This window comes from Fictibacillus sp. 26RED30 (assembly GCF_015903845.1).
Classification (GTDB): Bacteria; Bacillota; Bacilli; order Bacillales; family Fictibacillaceae; genus Fictibacillus; species Fictibacillus phosphorivorans.
The window spans coordinates 310677-325703 of record NZ_JACZDV010000003.1 but is presented as its reverse complement, the minus strand read 5'-3'; the positions used below and the strand labels follow the sequence as shown (position 1 = coordinate 325703).

The following is a 15027-nucleotide window of genomic DNA, read 5'->3' as shown; positions in this document are numbered from 1 at the left end:
TTTCGTCAATCATTTAACATTTTCCCCGATAAAGAAAAAAATAACAGCGGATTTTTTTGTGAGTACACAATATCACATAAAAAGGGGGCATGATCACATAATTTTAGTGTACGATCATATAAAAATTAAGTGCTATCATATAAAAGTGTAGTTGCATCACATGAATCCATATTTTGATGCTAGGTAGTCAAAAAAATGGACAACAAAAAGCTCTGCTTAATCAAGCAGAGCTTTTTGCAAACATATGAATTAACGAATACGTAGTTCTGTTTCTTTATCAAAGAAATGTGATTTGTTCATATCAAACGCTAAGGAGATGTTCTGACCGTTGCGAATGTCTGTACGAGAATCTACACGTGCGATAAAATCTTGACCGCTAACTGTAGAGTATAAGAATGTTTCAGCACCCATAAGTTCAGCAACGTCGATCTTCGCTTCAATTTTCGTGTTTGAAGAAGACTCTAGGAATACAGGCTCGTCATGAATATCTTCAGGACGAATACCTAGAACAACATCTTTGTTGTTGTAGCCTTTTTCTTGAAGAATCTTCATTTTTCCACCAGGAACAGCAATCTTCGTGTCACCCACTTTGAAGAATCCGTCTTCAAGGGTACCGTTCAAGAAGTTCATAGCAGGGCTACCGATAAATCCGCCAACGAAGATGTTCTCAGGCGTATCGTATACTTCTTTCGGAGATCCAACTTGCTGGATACGTCCGTCTTTCATAACAACGATACGTGTAGCCATTGTCATCGCTTCTGTTTGGTCATGCGTTACATAGATCGTAGTCGTTTGCAGGCGTTGGTGAAGCTTTGTAATCTCGGCACGCATCTGAACACGAAGTTTCGCATCAAGGTTTGATAAAGGCTCATCCATTAAGAATACTTTTGCATCACGAACGATTGCACGCCCTAGTGCAACACGTTGACGTTGCCCACCTGAAAGTGCTTTTGGTTTACGATCCAAGTATTGCTCAAGGCCGAGAATACGTGCTGCTTCTTTAACACGCTTTTCAATTTCTTCTTTACTGAACTTTCTTAGTTTAAGTCCGAATGCCATGTTGTCATAAACGTTCATGTGAGGATACAGGGCATAGTTTTGGAAAACCATCGCGATGTCACGATCTTTTGGAGCTACGTCGTTTACAACGCGCTCATCGATGATCAGATCACCTTCAGAAATTTCTTCTAAACCAGCGATCATACGAAGAGTTGTTGATTTACCGCAACCAGATGGTCCTACGAATACGATGAATTCTTTATCCGAGATATCAAGGTTGAAATCATGTACAGCTGTTACTTTGTTATCATATCGTTTAACGATGTTATTTAACTTAATTTCTGCCATTTTAATGAATCCCCTTCCGATGTAAACGTTTTCTTAATGTTTTAAGTTTACGCTTTCATGTCCTATATCGTAAATGGACGACTTGCCTAAAATAAAACAACCTCTTTATGCAATGTGCACAAAAAGGCTGTTTGAGATTAACGTGGGTCTAATTTTCGAATGAGCAGGCTGCCTGTTGCAAAAATAATAAAAAAAGGAAGAAAGATAGCGATCATGGATATGGCTGCAAGGTGAGGGTTTTCTACACCATATTCAGCTATAAAACGCATGATGCCGTAGATGTTAAAAATAATCTCAAGGATCAATAGGTTTGATAAAAGGATCCAAAAGATGGTCTTCGTTTGTCCAAAAAGAGAGGAAGCTGTATTTTTCAACATATAAACAATGATAAGATATATGCTTTTTAATCCCTTTCCTCTTGCGAATTCGATATAACTCTTATTTGCTTCGTCTTCCATGCTTAAGATTAAGTATTTCGTTACATATAGAGTAGGAAGTATGGAAATCGTGAATATCGGCAAAAAGTATGCCTCTGTTTTGTATACATTTACAATGTTAAACATAAGTAACCCGGTCGTTTTATAAAACCAGATCACTGTCAGCTGTACTAAGATGATGATAAAGACATCCGGCAACGTTTCAATCGCAAGTATTACTTTTTTGATGATTAACCTGATGTGGTATGGAAAGATCATATATATAACAGCAAAACTGATCCCAACTAAGAGACTGGCTAAAAGCCCTCCCATAAAAAACGATAAAGATTGGGGATACACCTCTAAAAAGGCAGGCAAGAGCTGATAGTCACTCCCGTTAGAGTAATAGGTGGTTTGTGTAAGGTCCATGATCTGCTGAACTGTAAATTTTAATTGTTGCAAATACGCGTGTAGTTCAAACTGTATGCTATTTGTTAAAAAAGAATTGTTATCGAGTTGCCCAGTATCAATTAATCTAGTGTTATTCATTAGCACCGAATAGTCATAAATAAGGACAGGCAGTGAAGTGAAAAGGAGAATCCCTAAAATAGATAACAAAAAGAATGAAAGTAGCTTTCCAGCCGTTTTGATCATGCGTTCAGCCTCCCTTTCTTCACTGGCAGAAATGAAGCTGGTGGAAGGGTTTCTTCAGAGGTCGTTATCTTTTTCTTCTGCACTGTGGATGAATGATTCTCACTTTTAGTCATGCCGGAGACCATTAAATTTATAGCGATGGAACATAGAACAAAACAACATACGGGAGCGATTACGAGTATTGGAGCTCCATAATAAAAGTCCCAGTTCTGAACGATCAAACCACCCCATTCATGAGAATCTGAGAACGTTCTTTCATACGTTACCGGTGTGCCTGATACACCAGGAAGTGTGTACGTAATCTTTGAGAATCCACCAACGAAGATTTTTAAAAAAGCAAGATGGGCGAGTATAGCTAAGGTTTGGCCGGCTTGCTGAACGGTTAAGAGCAAAAGCTTAGGTGATAGACAAGGTAGGATATGCTTCATGAACACGTGAATCCTTCCACCTCCTAAAAGAGGTGCGTGCTGAATGAATTCTTCCTTTGATAAGATAGAGATCTCATTCGCAATTTGTACGGATAAGACGGGCACAGTCAACACGACGAGTACACAAGTAGTGATCATAAATTGTGTAAAGTCAGAATAGCTCCAGCTGAAAGCAATTAAAGCTGGTGCGATGAGCAGGTAAGCAAAAATGGACAGAGGTGCAAAATAAAAAATTTCTGAAATTCTATTGATTAGTTTCTTTATAAAGCTAGGAACCACGAGAAGAATAAATGATACTAAGATCGATAAAATCATTCTGCTTATCGTGATCAACACTACAAAACCGAGCGTGTATTTTGCTCCTTCAAGCAGGACGTAAACGTAATTGTTTCCGAATTGATCTGAACCCAGTGGGTATTCCGCACTTCTTTCAAAAGGTGCTCGGTCAATCATTTTTCCTTTTTCATCATAAAGAATATTTGACGGAGTACTTTCTTCCTTCAAAAGTGAATAGGCAAAACTCCCACTAAGAAGTAAGACTAGAATCGTTAATCCGATTAAAAAAGAAGGTTGTTTAAAATACTTCATAAGAATTGAATCCCCCTGTTACTCGCGTTATCTCTATTTTTTAGAAATAATTCGACATAAGGTGATTTATTCCTTTATTTGTAAATAGTCATTTTCTTAACCCTGCTTGTTTTCCATAGGTGATGAATCTACGTTTGTAGGTATAAAAAAGCTGCTTCCGAAAATGGAAGCAGCTGTTACATATTTCTCTCTTTTTGTTCGATAAGAAGAATCGCTAAGTACACGGTGAGTGCGTTTTTCAGTTGTTTCACATCAATGCCTGTTTTGTCGTAAAACTTTTCCACACGATATTGAAGGCTGTTTCGGTGAATATATAATTGTTTCGCCGCTAACGAAACGTTGAGGTTGCATTCAACAAATACTTTGATGCTTTTTAAAGTTTCTTCGTCTTCTTCCCGCCATTCTTCTACTAATGCAGTTAATGTTTGATCGGCCATAGGACTAGCAGACTGAAGAAGGATATACGGCACGATATCAGCTACTGTATATACGGATTTCGGCATCAAAAGATTCCTCACATTTAAAAATTGTTGCTGTTCTCTGTCATAGGTTTCTTTTGCGCGATTCAGTTGACTGTTATAGCACCCTATATAAATAGAAATATCCATATAAAAGTCTGTTGAAAGCATATCTTTTAACGCTTCATAAGGTGTTTCACTAAATTCCTGTTTCGATGTTTCAATAATAATGCCACTCTTAAGATCCCTGTTCAGAAGGAGAACTGCATCTTCAGGAAAAAGTCCGTTTACCGCTTCAGAAAAAGAAACATAATCGGTAATAGGCTGTTTGCTAAAAAAATGGACAAATCGGTAGAAACCTTCTTCAGTTGTTAGTTCGTCATCAAAAAGGAGCGATTTCCATTTTAACTGCTGTGAAGAAAAAATATTTGCCTGATTATCATTTTCATATATGTTAAACATCGATTGAAGTAATGTAAGTTCGGATTCAGAAACGGCAGATTTAGAAATCCCAAACGGCTCGCTATCATCAGTAAGGAACCAGTAAAAGCCTGTCTGCTGTGAGAGGTCTGTTGTGAATAAATTCTTATAGTGCTTCTTTAGCTTATCAAGCATCCATTTTCATATCCTTTCAACGAAAAGCTTGCTATTATTATAGCAATGTTAAGTGGTTAACTAAACTAACAGATTTCCAAGAGGAGGAGACACCATGAAAACGTGTCCTTGAGTAACTTCTTCAACGGTCGTGTACGACTGGGAAAATAACGATATATGGACAAATATAAAAAATTGGGACAAGCAGTATAAAACAAAAGGTTCGAAATCTCTAATTCTAACTTTTGATGATGGGCCATCTTCTGTTTTAGTTGAACTGCTGGATATTCTCAAAAAATATAATGTTAAAGCGTTGTTCTTTTGGCAGTCGAAGTTGCTGCATAAAAATCGTCCGTGGAAACGTGTGATAGAGGACGGCCATATGATCGGTGGGCATTCATTGCGCCATCGTGTTTTAACGAGACTTTCTTATCGTGATCAGATGCATGATATTTCTACGAATTTGAAGCATCTAGAGGTTCTTACAGGTCAAGAAGTTAAATACTTTCGTCCGCCTTACGGACAGTTCAACGAAGATACATTGTATGTTCTTAAAGAGCTCTGCAAAGTTCCTTTCTTATGGGAAGTCGCAGGTCTTGACTGGGAACACAAACATGATCCCATACACATTGTTCATAACATCTTGAATCATGCAGAGGATGGCTCTGTTATCTTGTTGCATGAATTAAAGCAAACCGTGAGAATACTAGACGAATTGATTTCTGAATTAAAACTAGAAGGCTATGAGTTCGTATTGCCTCCTAAATAGTTAACTATGGAGGGTTCTATATGAAAAGAAAAATTGTAGTTTCATTTAGCGGAGGAAAAGATTCAGTTTTAGCTTTGTATCGATTGCAGCAGTCTGAGGAATGGGAGATCGATTCTTTACTAACAACGTTGACAGAAGACTATGAGCGGACAACCATGCATGGTGTTCGCAATGAACTCCTAGAAATGCAGGCACAATCACTTGGTTTACCGCTTCGAGTTGTTTGGATACCTAAAGATTGTCCGAATGATATGTACCAGCAAAGAATGAAAAAAGCCGTTGATGATATTAAAGCTGATGGTATACAGTACATCATGTTTGGCGATATTTTTTTAGAAGATGTAAAAAAGTACCGTGAAAAAATGTTAAACGGTACAGGGATTACACCTGTATTTCCAATATGGGGCGAGAGTACAGAGCATATTATAGATGAGTTCTTACGTAAGGGGTTTAAGACTGTGGTATGCTGCTCGGATACTTTAAAAATAGATGCCTCTTTTACTGGCCGGGTCATAGACGAGCAGTTTAAAGAGGACTATCCAAAGAAACATGACATTTGTGGCGAGAACGGAGAATTTCACACATTTGTTTTTGATGGACCGAACTTTTCCTATCCTATTACGTATACGTTAGGTGAGACTCGCATCGTAAAGGATATGATCAGTAAAGAAGACCGCTTTTATTATGTAGACATCCTTCCAAGTGTGTAGTCCAAATTGCTAGCACAATTCAAAATGACGTATACTAGGAAAATAGAATCTAGAGTAATGGAGATTAAAATATGAACGTATGGATTTCAATTTCAATCATGGCGATCGTCGGTGCGTTTATTGGAGGATTAACAAACTCCATTGCAATCCGAATGTTATTTCGACCGTTTAATACATTATACATTGGTAAGTATAGAGTTCCGTTTACACCGGGACTTATACCGAAGCGAAGAAAACAGCTCGCTGTTCAGCTTGGTGAGACTGTAACCAATCACCTCCTGACCGCAGAAGGTGTGCAGGCAAAAATTAACGATGCCGATTTTCGCAAAGAAATGACGGAGCTCGTTCAGGTTGAAGTAAAACGCTTTTTAAAGAGTGACATGACGATCAGTGAACTGCTTAAAAAGGATTTCGGAGTAGACGATGTTCAGAACAGAATCCAAACGACAACCGAAGCATGGCTGAGCTCGCGTATGAAAAAAATGCTGCAGGAATCAAACGGCAAGGAAATGAAAGATATTTTACCAGAAAAGTTTGTTGCTAGAGGAGAAGAAAAGCTGCCAGAAGTCGTTGATTGGCTCTTAAACAAAGGCGTTCTTTATTTAGAGAGCGAAGAAGGCCGAAAATCCCTGGCAAGTGGTATCGATGCATTTCTAATGGATAAAGGAATGCTCGTAAATATGGTGTCTATGTTCTTTGGCAATGTGAGCATCGCCGAAAAAGTACAGCCGGAACTGATCAAGTTCATGAAACATGAAAATACACGTGATACGGTGTTGAATCTGCTTCAGGAAGAATATCGCAGCTTCATGGAAAAAAGAATGGATGAAGCCCTTGGATTGCTGAACATGCCTGAAATGACCACAGGTTTAGCAAAAGAAATCACGGCTAGACTTCCAATCGAAGAGTATCTAAATACACCTGTTTCTTCGTTAGCTAGTTCTGTTGAAGAGTGGATTGTAGATGATCTAACTCCAAAAGCAGTCGCTGCGGGACTTGATCTATTTGTAGCACGATTAGAAATGCTGCTTGAGAAGATGCATCTTGCGAAAATCGTGGAAGAACAAGTTGAGACCTTTTCTCTAGAGCGTCTAGAGGAAATCATCATTTCGATCGCAAAAAGCGAACTTAAGATGATCACATGGCTAGGAGCTTTGTTAGGCGGAGTTATCGGTGTTTTTCAAGGTATCCTTGTACTATTTTTGTAGAGTCTGTTATAGTGGGTACCGTAGTTAATCAATAGGAGGTATTTTACCAATGTCAAACGTATACGATGTTGCTTACGACTTAGAAAAAGCACTACGCAATAGTGAGGACTTTACAGCTTTAAAACAAAGCTATGATGAAGTAAATAACAATCCGGAAACGAAAGAACTTTTCGGTAAATTCCGTGATATTCAAGTAAATCTTCAACAAAAACAAATGAACGGCCAGGAAGTGACTCCTGAAGAGATTGAAGAAGCTCAAAAGCTTTTTGCTGATGTACAGCAGAACGAAACAATCTCAAAGCTTATGGCAGCAGAGCAACGCATGAGCATGATCATCAATGATCTAAATAAAGTGATCACAAAGCCACTGGAAGAACTTTACGGACCAATGGTTGAAGAAGACGGACAACAGCAATAATAATGAACTGATTTAACCCTCTGTTACTTTTGTAGCAGGGGGTTTTCTTTTTGCATTGTATTTCTTAGGTTTGTCCGCGTTCTAAAGCATGTTTCAAGGTCATAAACTTAACACGAGTTCTTATACTATATTTTCGCGAAATGGGGGGAGCGCATCATGGTATACCGTTTACTAGCGATTGACATCGACGGAACCCTACTGCGAAGCAATTTCCGTATCGATAAAGAAACGAAAGAAGCCATTGATTATGTGCAGCAAAAAGGGGTCTATGTCACACTCGCTTCGGGCAGGAGTTTTCCATCTACACAAAAAATCGCCAAAGCTTTAAGGATCGACAGTTATCTGATCAGTCATAATGGTGGATTCATTGCTTCATCTCTTGATGAACCTCTTCAAGAAAAAAGGTTATCGGTCGAGGATACTTACAGAATAGTAGAAGTGCTTGGAAATTACGAATGCCACATGCGGGTAGTCCATGAGCGCTTCTCCGTCGGAAATCAGCTTAAGCAAAAAAGTCAGCTAGTCGCCAAGTTAACATTAAGTACGGGGGATCCGTTGTTCTATCCTGTTTCTTTCACAGAGAATTTAGGAGATTATGTTCTCGCGCAAGAAGTGGCACCGCCAAAGATGGATGTACAGTTTTTTGATGAAAAAGAATGCGAGTCTGCTATGAAGTATCTAAATGAACATATGCCAGACTTTGAATATTCTTCTTCAGCCAAATGTCAGTTAGAGATCACAGCTAAAAAAGTAACAAAAGGAAATGCGTTAAGGTTCCTTGGTGAGAAACTTGGCATCGCACCAAATGAGATGGTAGCGATCGGGGATTCTTATAACGATTTAGATATGATCGAGTTTGCAGGGCTAGGTGTGGCGATGGCAAACGCACCTGATGAAGTGAAGAGAAAAGCGAAGTGGATCACGCGTACAAACGACCAGCTAGGCGTACCGTACATGATTAAAGAAGTGTTCCGCAAGCAGATGCGCTTCCAGACGTTGAAACGATAGTCAGTTGAGATTAAGAGGGCTCTTTTTAGACATTTTGTCTGAGAGGAGTCTTTTTTAGTTGGGGCAAGAACGAAGGTGTAAGGCTTGGTATGCAAGGGATGTGTTCACTCTCACTTCTCTTGACAGCTTATTTCATAACCTTCGCCTCACTTCGACAACTCCCGTCGAATTTCGTAAAAAACGTTTCAGTTTTATTACAAATGTAGAAAATGAAAGGGTTTACATGAATCGTGACGAATAATATTTATGTAAGAACCACAATGTAAAGGGAGGATTCAAATGGAAAAAACTTTAGACCTTCAATTAAAACCAAAGGTGGCCGAGTTTCTTAACGGAACGAAAAAACATTTTATCAATGGGGAATGGGTCAGCTCAGCTAGCGGAAAAACATTTGAAACATTAAACCCTTCAACTGGAGAAGTTTTAGCCGTTGTATCTGAAGGTGGGACTGAAGATATCGACAAGGCGGTAAAGGCGGCAAGAGCAGCTTTTGAAACAGGTTATTGGTCAAAGATGCCTGCTTCAAAGCGAAGTTACTTAATTTACAAATTAGCAGAATTGATGGAAGAGAATAAAGAAGAATTAGCACAGCTTGATACATTGGATAACGGAAAGCCGATTCGCGAAACGATGAATGCAGATGTTCCGCTTGCGATTGAGCATTTCCGCTATTATGCTGGTTGGTCAACAAAAATCGTGGGACAGACGATTCCTGTAGCAGGAAGCTTCTTCAACTATACGCGTCATGAAGCGCTAGGTGTAGTCGGACAGATCATTCCTTGGAACTTCCCACTATTGATGGCAGCTTGGAAGCTTGGTGCTGCACTTGCGACGGGATGTACGGTCGTACTGAAGCCGGCAGAGCAAACACCTCTATCTGCACTTTACTTGGCAAAATTAGCTCATGAAGCAGGGTTCCCTGAAGGTGTGCTAAACGTTGTAACAGGTGCTGGTGAAACAGGTGCGGCGCTGGTTGATCATCCGAACGTGGACAAGATTGCATTTACAGGTTCCACTGAAGTTGGAAAACTGATCATGCGTAACGCGTCTAACTCTTTGAAGCGAGTAACGCTAGAGCTTGGTGGTAAATCACCAAACATCATCTTGCCTGATGCTGACATGAGCCGTGCAGTTCCTGGTGCATTAAGCGGAATCATGTTCAACCAAGGACAAGTTTGCTGTGCGGGATCACGTTTATATATTCAAAAGAAATCATTTGATAATGTCGTAGCAGACCTTGTGTCTCATGCGAAGAAGATCAAGCAAGGTCCTGGGTTAGATCCAGATACAACGATGGGGCCGCTCGTATCTCAAGAACAGCATAACCGTGTTCTTGGTTACATCCAAAAAGGACAAGATGAAGGTGCAGAATTGTTAACAGGAGGAACAACTCCGTTTGACAGAGGGTACTTTGTCGAGCCGACAATCTTCGCCGATGTTGATGATAAGATGACGATTGCAAAAGAAGAGATCTTCGGTCCAGTTGTGGCTGCAATGCCGTTTGATGACTTGGATGATGTAATCGCTCGTGCAAACGACTCAGAATATGGTCTTGCTGCAGGACTATGGACAGAGAATTTAAAAACAGCTCATTATGTGTCGAACAAGCTTCGTGCTGGTACGGTATGGGTGAACTGCTATAATGCATTTGATGCTGCTTCACCATTCGGCGGATACAAGCAATCCGGTATCGGACGTGAAATGGGATCTTATGCATTAAATAACTACACAGAAGTTAAGAGTGTGTGGGTTAACCTAAAATAGACAACAAGATATAACGGGGTCAAAGAATTGAGCGGATAAATAGGGAAAACCGGGTGCTAGATCCAGCATCCGGTTTTTTCTTTGTTCATTGATAAGCGGCGAATCTCATCGTCAGTTTTGTTTTTTCGGTGCTCATGTAGGAGAACTACACTCCGCTCCTCAAAAACTTCACTTCCTCGACCTTCTTGCTTCTGAATGAACAATTTAACATTGATAAGCGGCGAATCTCTTCGTCAGTTTTGTTTTTTCGGTGCTCATGTAGGAGAACTACACTCCGCTCCTTAAAAACTTCACTCCCTCGACCTTCTTGCTTCTGAATGAACAATTTAACATTGATAAGCGACGAATCTCTTCGTCGCCCAGCTGATTATTAAAGCATCACCTTAATAAATCGAAGTCCTGTGTCGTCATAATCTAAACTTCGATAGAACTCATGCGTGTCTGTTCGATGCTTGCCGCTATTAAGTAATATTGCTGTGCAGCCTTGTTCTTTAGCCCATTCTTCTCCATAACGAACGAGCTCCTTGCCGATGCCATTTCCTCTGAACTCTTCACTTACTACGAGAGCAGAAATACGAGCATAGCAGCCGTTTTTTTCAAAATAAATTCCTTTTGTAAGGCCGATCATCCCAATTACTTGGTCGTTTACACAAGCCACAAAACAAGCATAAGCAGAATTAGGAAGCAGTGTCTCTAATCTCTCTGTCATTTCCTCGGGCTTTGTTGGATAACCGAGTTCACCCATTAAATAAGAAAGTTCGTAACTGTCATCGTATCGAGCTTCACGTAGAATTACTTCACTCACTGTTTTCTCCCTCGTTTCCATGAGTTTCATTAGCGATGGAAAAGAAGCAATTGTCCCTTTGGTGAAGTCAGACGATGCGCTTTTTCTTGCATGTTCAGTTCAGCCAAACGGGCTTCTCCTTGCTCTTTTGCTACAGAGTCGTTCGGAGCGGAAATCGTTTCATCCAATATTTTTTCCCCGTTACTTTCGTATGCAGTTAGTGCGTATGTATTCATGATGATCGAACTCCTTTCGTATCTAAATTTGATTTCAACATTCGACGAATTTTTCCTGCCATAAACTTAAGAATTTGTATGAAACTTAAGGTATTACACTACGTACTAGGAATATATGGTATATTTTACAGCGGGAGGGATATAGTCATGTTGAGCATTAACGAGGTAAGAAAACAGTTTGGTAGTTTTACAGCCGTTGACGGAATTAACTTACAGATTCCTAAAGGTGAGATCTTTGGATTGTTAGGTGCAAACGGTGCAGGGAAAACGACGACATTTCGAATGATCTTAGGGTTGTTAACACCATCACAAGGAAGAATTACGTGGAACGACAAAGAGATCTCTTATGAGACGAGTGACCTTATTGGGTATCTACCCGAAGAAAGAGGATTATATCCAAAACTGACCGTAAGAGAGCAGTTGATCTATCTAGGGCAGTTGCGCGGTATGACTCGTTCACAAATTCAAGAACAAACGAATAAGTGGTTGAAGCGTTTTGGTGCTGAGGAGTATTTAAACAAGAAGGTAGAAGCATTGTCTAAAGGAAATCAGCAAAAAATACAGTTCATTGCGGCTGTCCTTCATCGTCCAGAACTTTTGATCTTAGATGAACCGTTTAGCGGATTAGATCCCGTAAATGTTGAACTTTTGAAGAGTGCTGTTCATGAGCTGAAAAAAGAAGGAACGACGATTGTCTTCTCATCTCATAGGATGGAGCACGTAGAAGAACTATGTCAGCATCTGTGCATCATGCATAGAGGAAAGTCAGTAGTTCAAGGAAATCTAAAAGAGATCAAACGATCTTTTGGGAAAAAGAACGTATCTGTTAAAGCAGATTTTGATCTAACTTATCTTAAAGACACATCAGGAGTTCTTAAACATCGTCCAACGGGAGATGGGATCATTCTTCAAGTTGAACGAGAAGAAGTGGCTCAAGATTTGTTCCGAGCTATTCAGTCAAAAGGATTTGTAAGAAAGTTTGAACTTGAAGAACCTTCATTAAATGATATTTTCATCGAGAAAGTAGGTGTTGTTCATGAGTAAATTTATGACTGTAATGATGCATACATACCGATCTAAAATTAAATCAAAACCATTCCTGATCACTACATTGATTACAATCGGATTATTATTTGTCATAACGAATATGAACGAGATCACAAAAATGTTCGGTGAAGATGAGGCTTCTAAAATTGGAGTTATTGACCGAACAGGAGAGACACTTCCAGCTCTTCAAGCACAACTTAAGCAAACAAATGATGATTTGAAACCTGAAGCGTTTACGAAATCGGAAAGTGAAGCAGAAAAAGCAGTACTTGATGGTAAAATCGAAGGGCTTTTAATTCTGGATCGTGATGCTTCAGGTATCATCACAGGAACTTATAAAGCGGAAGATGTAACCCAACAGAGCTTGATTGCAGATGTAGAGTTGGCCCTGCAGCAGATTAAGAACAAATCTGCCGCCGAGTCCATTGGATTGAACCAAGAACAGCTCGCTGCTATTTATTCTCCGGTTACTTTTGCTAAGGAGTCATTGTCAGATTCAGCGAAAAGTGAGGAAGAGGCAGCTCAAGTATACATCCTAGTGTATGTGGTCCTATTTTTCATGTATATGGCCGTCATGATGTATGGAAGTATGATCGCCGTAGAAGTGGCAACAGAAAAATCTTCACGTGTTATGGAAATACTGATTTCTTCTGTATCGCCTGTGACACAGATGTTTGGGAAGATCTTTGGGATCGTACTCGTCGCTTTAACTCAGCTTGCGTTGTTTGTTGCTGGAGGGTTTCTAGCTGTTAAATTAAACGGACAGCTTAGTGGAAGTGAGAGTATCATCAATGAACTAAAGTTGAACGAAATTCCAGCGTCACTAATCATCTATGCTCTTGTGTTTTTCATTTTAGGATTCTTCTTATACGCTACTCTGTTTGCGATGCTGGGATCATTGATCAGCAGAGTTGAAGAAGTAAATAATCTGATGACACCAGTAGTAATCGTAATCGTGGCAGCATTTATGATCGCCATGTTCGGCAGAGAAAATCCAGAGTCTGGCTTTGTTGCAGCGGCATCATACTTCCCGCTGTTCACACCGATGCTCATGCTGCTTCGTGTAGGGATGCTTTCATTACCGGTTTGGGAAGTAGCACTTGGAATCAGCGTCTTAGTCGGAGCCATCTTCTTGTTTGCCATAATTGGTGCTCGTGTATATCGTGGAGGGGTTTTGATGTATGGAAACGCACCTTCCTTGAAATTGTTTAAGCAAGCCCTCCTTTTATCCAAGCAGGAGAAGAAAAATACAACCGACGTTTAATACTTTGAAAAGAGAGCCATTGAGCTCTCTTTTTTTACACATTCACAAGCGAACGTGCTTTCGTATATATGTTAAAATGAAGGGAAGAATGGTAGAAAAAGAGGATGAGTGAAATGATAAAGTTTTTACATTGTGCAGATCTCCATCTAGATAGTCCGTTCAAAGGACTTTCCTCGTTGCCTAATGGGCTTTTTCAGCGGCTTTCTGATAGCACGTTCGTATCGTTTAAACGTCTGATCGATCTTGCGATTTCAGAAGAAGTAGATTTTGTAGTGATTGCAGGAGATCTTTATGACAGCGGAAACCGAAGCTTAAAGGCTCAATCATATTTGAAAAACTGTTTTATGAAACTGAAGAGTTATGACATAAACGTATATGTTGTTCATGGCAATCATGATCCATTAGATGGACAATGGGTAGATCTTGAGTGGCCGAGCAATGTACACTTTTTTGGTGGGAACCATGTTCAGACTATTTACTTTGAAAAAAAGGGAAGACAGGTAGCGGCTTTGCACGGATTTAGCTATGAAACTGCAGCGGTGACAGATGATCGAACGTTACATTATCCTGACAAAAGAGATGATTTGTATCATATTGGCATTTTGCATGGACAGGCTGATGGTTATAGCGGACACAGCAGATACGCGCCTTTTTTGTTAACAGAGCTTCTAAAAAAAGGCTACGATTATTGGGCGCTCGGACACATTCATAAAAGAATAGATTTAAACATAGATCCACCCGTTCGTTATTCAGGGAATATACAAGGCAGACATAGTGGAGAACTAGGTGAAAAAGGTGGCTACATCGTTACTTTAAACCATAATGAAGTCGAAAGTCGGTTCTACTCCACGTCCGAAATCAGTTGGCAAGAAAGCAGCATTAATTTAACTGAGGTTCATAGTCTGCAAGAAGTGATCCTTTTGTGTGAAAAACAGATCAACACGCATCAACAAGGTAATAAAGGTGTCCTTCTTGTCTTAAAGTTGACGGGTCAAACTCAGCTTTATCATGAGCTTTTGGATGGAACGTTCATTGAAGATTTAGAAGAAATCTTGCGTGAGGAAGATTATGATTCTTCGTTTGTGCATGTTGTTTCGATTAAGAATGTAACGACCCCTTCTCTTCAAGAGGAACAATCCATGAAACAATCTGCCTTTTTTCAAGATTTACAGTGTGTTCTAGAAGATGATTCAGAACTGCAACAAGCGATTTATGAATTGTCTACACACCGAACAGCCAGAAAATACATAGAGCTGAATGAACAAGATTATGAAGAGATCAAACAACAAGCTGAACAATTATTATTATCAGAACTTCATAAAAGCAGGTAGGTG

15 protein-coding genes are annotated in these 15027 nt (G+C 39.7%); 9 read left to right on the top strand and 6 right to left on the bottom strand.

Going from position 1 to position 15027, the window contains the following annotated elements; genetic code table 11:
- Window positions 1-249: 249 nt before the first annotated feature.
- From IHV11_RS17530 to IHV11_RS17515, 4 genes are all read right to left on the bottom strand, one after another.
- Window positions 250-1347: an ABC transporter ATP-binding protein gene (locus IHV11_RS17530; protein ID WP_197126847.1), complete on the bottom strand. Its 1098-nt coding sequence runs from the start codon at window positions 1345-1347 to the stop codon at window positions 250-252.
- 137 nt (window positions 1348-1484) lie between these two features.
- Window positions 1485-2417 carry an ABC transporter permease subunit gene (locus tag IHV11_RS17525; RefSeq protein WP_197195694.1) on the bottom strand — a complete coding sequence of 311 codons (933 nt, stop codon included), beginning with the start codon at window positions 2415-2417 and terminating at the stop codon, window positions 1485-1487.
- Window positions 2414-3433 carry a hypothetical protein gene (locus tag IHV11_RS17520; RefSeq protein ID WP_197195693.1) on the bottom strand — a complete coding sequence of 340 codons (1020 nt, stop codon included), beginning with the start codon at window positions 3431-3433 and terminating at the stop codon, window positions 2414-2416. Before IHV11_RS17520 ends, IHV11_RS17525 begins: the two co-directional genes overlap by 4 nt.
- Before the next feature lie 176 nt (window positions 3434-3609).
- Complete coding sequence (locus IHV11_RS17515) at window positions 3610-4506, bottom strand: PucR family transcriptional regulator (RefSeq protein WP_197195692.1); 897 nt, start codon at window positions 4504-4506, stop codon at window positions 3610-3612.
- A gap of 130 nt (window positions 4507-4636) precedes the next feature.
- Here IHV11_RS17515 and IHV11_RS17510 point away from each other — a divergent pair, with 130 nt between their 5' ends.
- The 6 genes from IHV11_RS17510 (at window position 4637) to IHV11_RS17485 (ending at window position 10362) form a co-directional block, all read left to right on the top strand.
- The gene (locus IHV11_RS17510; RefSeq protein WP_370568707.1) at window positions 4637-5254 is read left to right on the top strand and encodes a polysaccharide deacetylase family protein; all 618 of its coding nucleotides are present in this window, start codon (window positions 4637-4639) and stop codon (window positions 5252-5254) included.
- 20 nt (window positions 5255-5274) lie between these two features.
- Window positions 5275-5964, top strand: a complete 690-nt coding sequence (locus IHV11_RS17505; protein WP_197195691.1) for a diphthine--ammonia ligase — start codon at window positions 5275-5277, stop codon at window positions 5962-5964.
- A gap of 71 nt (window positions 5965-6035) precedes the next feature.
- Window positions 6036-7172, top strand: a complete 1137-nt coding sequence (locus IHV11_RS17500) for a DUF445 domain-containing protein (RefSeq protein WP_197195690.1) — start codon at window positions 6036-6038, stop codon at window positions 7170-7172.
- Window positions 7173-7221: 49 nt separating this feature from the next.
- Window positions 7222-7590, top strand: a complete 369-nt coding sequence (locus IHV11_RS17495) for a YlbF family regulator (protein ID WP_137790553.1) — start codon at window positions 7222-7224, stop codon at window positions 7588-7590.
- A 156-nt stretch (window positions 7591-7746) separates the two neighbouring features.
- Window positions 7747-8598 carry a Cof-type HAD-IIB family hydrolase gene (locus IHV11_RS17490; protein ID WP_197195689.1) on the top strand — a complete coding sequence of 284 codons (852 nt, stop codon included), beginning with the start codon at window positions 7747-7749 and terminating at the stop codon, window positions 8596-8598.
- A 279-nt stretch (window positions 8599-8877) separates the two neighbouring features.
- Window positions 8878-10362 carry an aldehyde dehydrogenase family protein gene (locus tag IHV11_RS17485; protein WP_197126854.1) on the top strand — a complete coding sequence of 495 codons (1485 nt, stop codon included), beginning with the start codon at window positions 8878-8880 and terminating at the stop codon, window positions 10360-10362.
- Window positions 10363-10732: 370 nt separating this feature from the next.
- Here the strand turns inward: IHV11_RS17485 and IHV11_RS17480 are convergent, their stop codons facing one another.
- Both IHV11_RS17480 and IHV11_RS17475 read right to left on the bottom strand, forming a co-directional pair.
- Entirely contained in the window at window positions 10733-11167 is a 435-nt protein-coding gene (locus IHV11_RS17480) for a GNAT family N-acetyltransferase (RefSeq protein WP_328085768.1), read from the bottom strand.
- Between the two features lie 29 nt (window positions 11168-11196).
- A complete protein-coding gene (locus IHV11_RS17475) occupies window positions 11197-11382 on the bottom strand; it encodes a YhzD family protein (RefSeq protein WP_197126855.1) in 186 nt (61 codons plus the stop codon).
- 147 nt (window positions 11383-11529) lie between these two features.
- Here IHV11_RS17475 and IHV11_RS17470 point away from each other — a divergent pair, with 147 nt between their 5' ends.
- The 3 genes from IHV11_RS17470 to IHV11_RS17460 all read left to right on the top strand — a co-directional run bounded on the left by IHV11_RS17470 (window position 11530) and on the right by IHV11_RS17460 (window position 15024).
- Entirely contained in the window at window positions 11530-12426 is an 897-nt protein-coding gene (locus tag IHV11_RS17470) for an ABC transporter ATP-binding protein (RefSeq protein ID WP_197195688.1), read from the top strand.
- Complete coding sequence (locus tag IHV11_RS17465) at window positions 12419-13693, top strand: ABC transporter permease (RefSeq protein ID WP_197195687.1); 1275 nt, start codon at window positions 12419-12421, stop codon at window positions 13691-13693. The genes IHV11_RS17470 and IHV11_RS17465 overlap by 8 nt, the downstream gene beginning before the upstream one ends.
- A gap of 113 nt (window positions 13694-13806) precedes the next feature.
- A complete protein-coding gene (locus IHV11_RS17460; RefSeq protein ID WP_197195686.1) occupies window positions 13807-15024 on the top strand; it encodes a metallophosphoesterase family protein in 1218 nt (405 codons plus the stop codon).
- Window positions 15025-15027 lie beyond the last annotated feature (3 nt).

Excerpts from the sequence above, each read along its gene's own strand:
- IHV11_RS17490 (WP_197195689.1), top strand. The coding sequence starts at position 7,747 with ATGGTATACCGTTTACTAGCGATTGACATCGACGGAACCCTACTGCGA.
- IHV11_RS17485 (WP_197126854.1), top strand. The coding sequence starts at position 8,878 with ATGGAAAAAACTTTAGACCTTCAATTAAAACCAAAGGTGGCCGAGTTT.
- IHV11_RS17475 (WP_197126855.1), bottom strand. The coding sequence starts at position 11,382 with ATGAATACATACGCACTAACTGCATACGAAAGTAACGGGGAAAAAATA.
- IHV11_RS17515 (WP_197195692.1), bottom strand. The coding sequence starts at position 4,506 with ATGCTTGATAAGCTAAAGAAGCACTATAAGAATTTATTCACAACAGAC.
- IHV11_RS17465 (WP_197195687.1), top strand. The coding sequence starts at position 12,419 with ATGAGTAAATTTATGACTGTAATGATGCATACATACCGATCTAAAATT.
- IHV11_RS17525 (WP_197195694.1), bottom strand. The coding sequence starts at position 2,417 with ATGATCAAAACGGCTGGAAAGCTACTTTCATTCTTTTTGTTATCTATT.
- IHV11_RS17500 (WP_197195690.1), top strand. The coding sequence starts at position 6,036 with ATGAACGTATGGATTTCAATTTCAATCATGGCGATCGTCGGTGCGTTT.
- IHV11_RS17530 (WP_197126847.1), bottom strand. The coding sequence starts at position 1,347 with ATGGCAGAAATTAAGTTAAATAACATCGTTAAACGATATGATAACAAA.
- IHV11_RS17520 (WP_197195693.1), bottom strand. The coding sequence starts at position 3,433 with ATGAAGTATTTTAAACAACCTTCTTTTTTAATCGGATTAACGATTCTA.
- IHV11_RS17505 (WP_197195691.1), top strand. The coding sequence starts at position 5,275 with ATGAAAAGAAAAATTGTAGTTTCATTTAGCGGAGGAAAAGATTCAGTT.
- IHV11_RS17495 (WP_137790553.1), top strand. The coding sequence starts at position 7,222 with ATGTCAAACGTATACGATGTTGCTTACGACTTAGAAAAAGCACTACGC.
- IHV11_RS17460 (WP_197195686.1), top strand. The coding sequence starts at position 13,807 with ATGATAAAGTTTTTACATTGTGCAGATCTCCATCTAGATAGTCCGTTC.
- IHV11_RS17470 (WP_197195688.1), top strand. The coding sequence starts at position 11,530 with ATGTTGAGCATTAACGAGGTAAGAAAACAGTTTGGTAGTTTTACAGCC.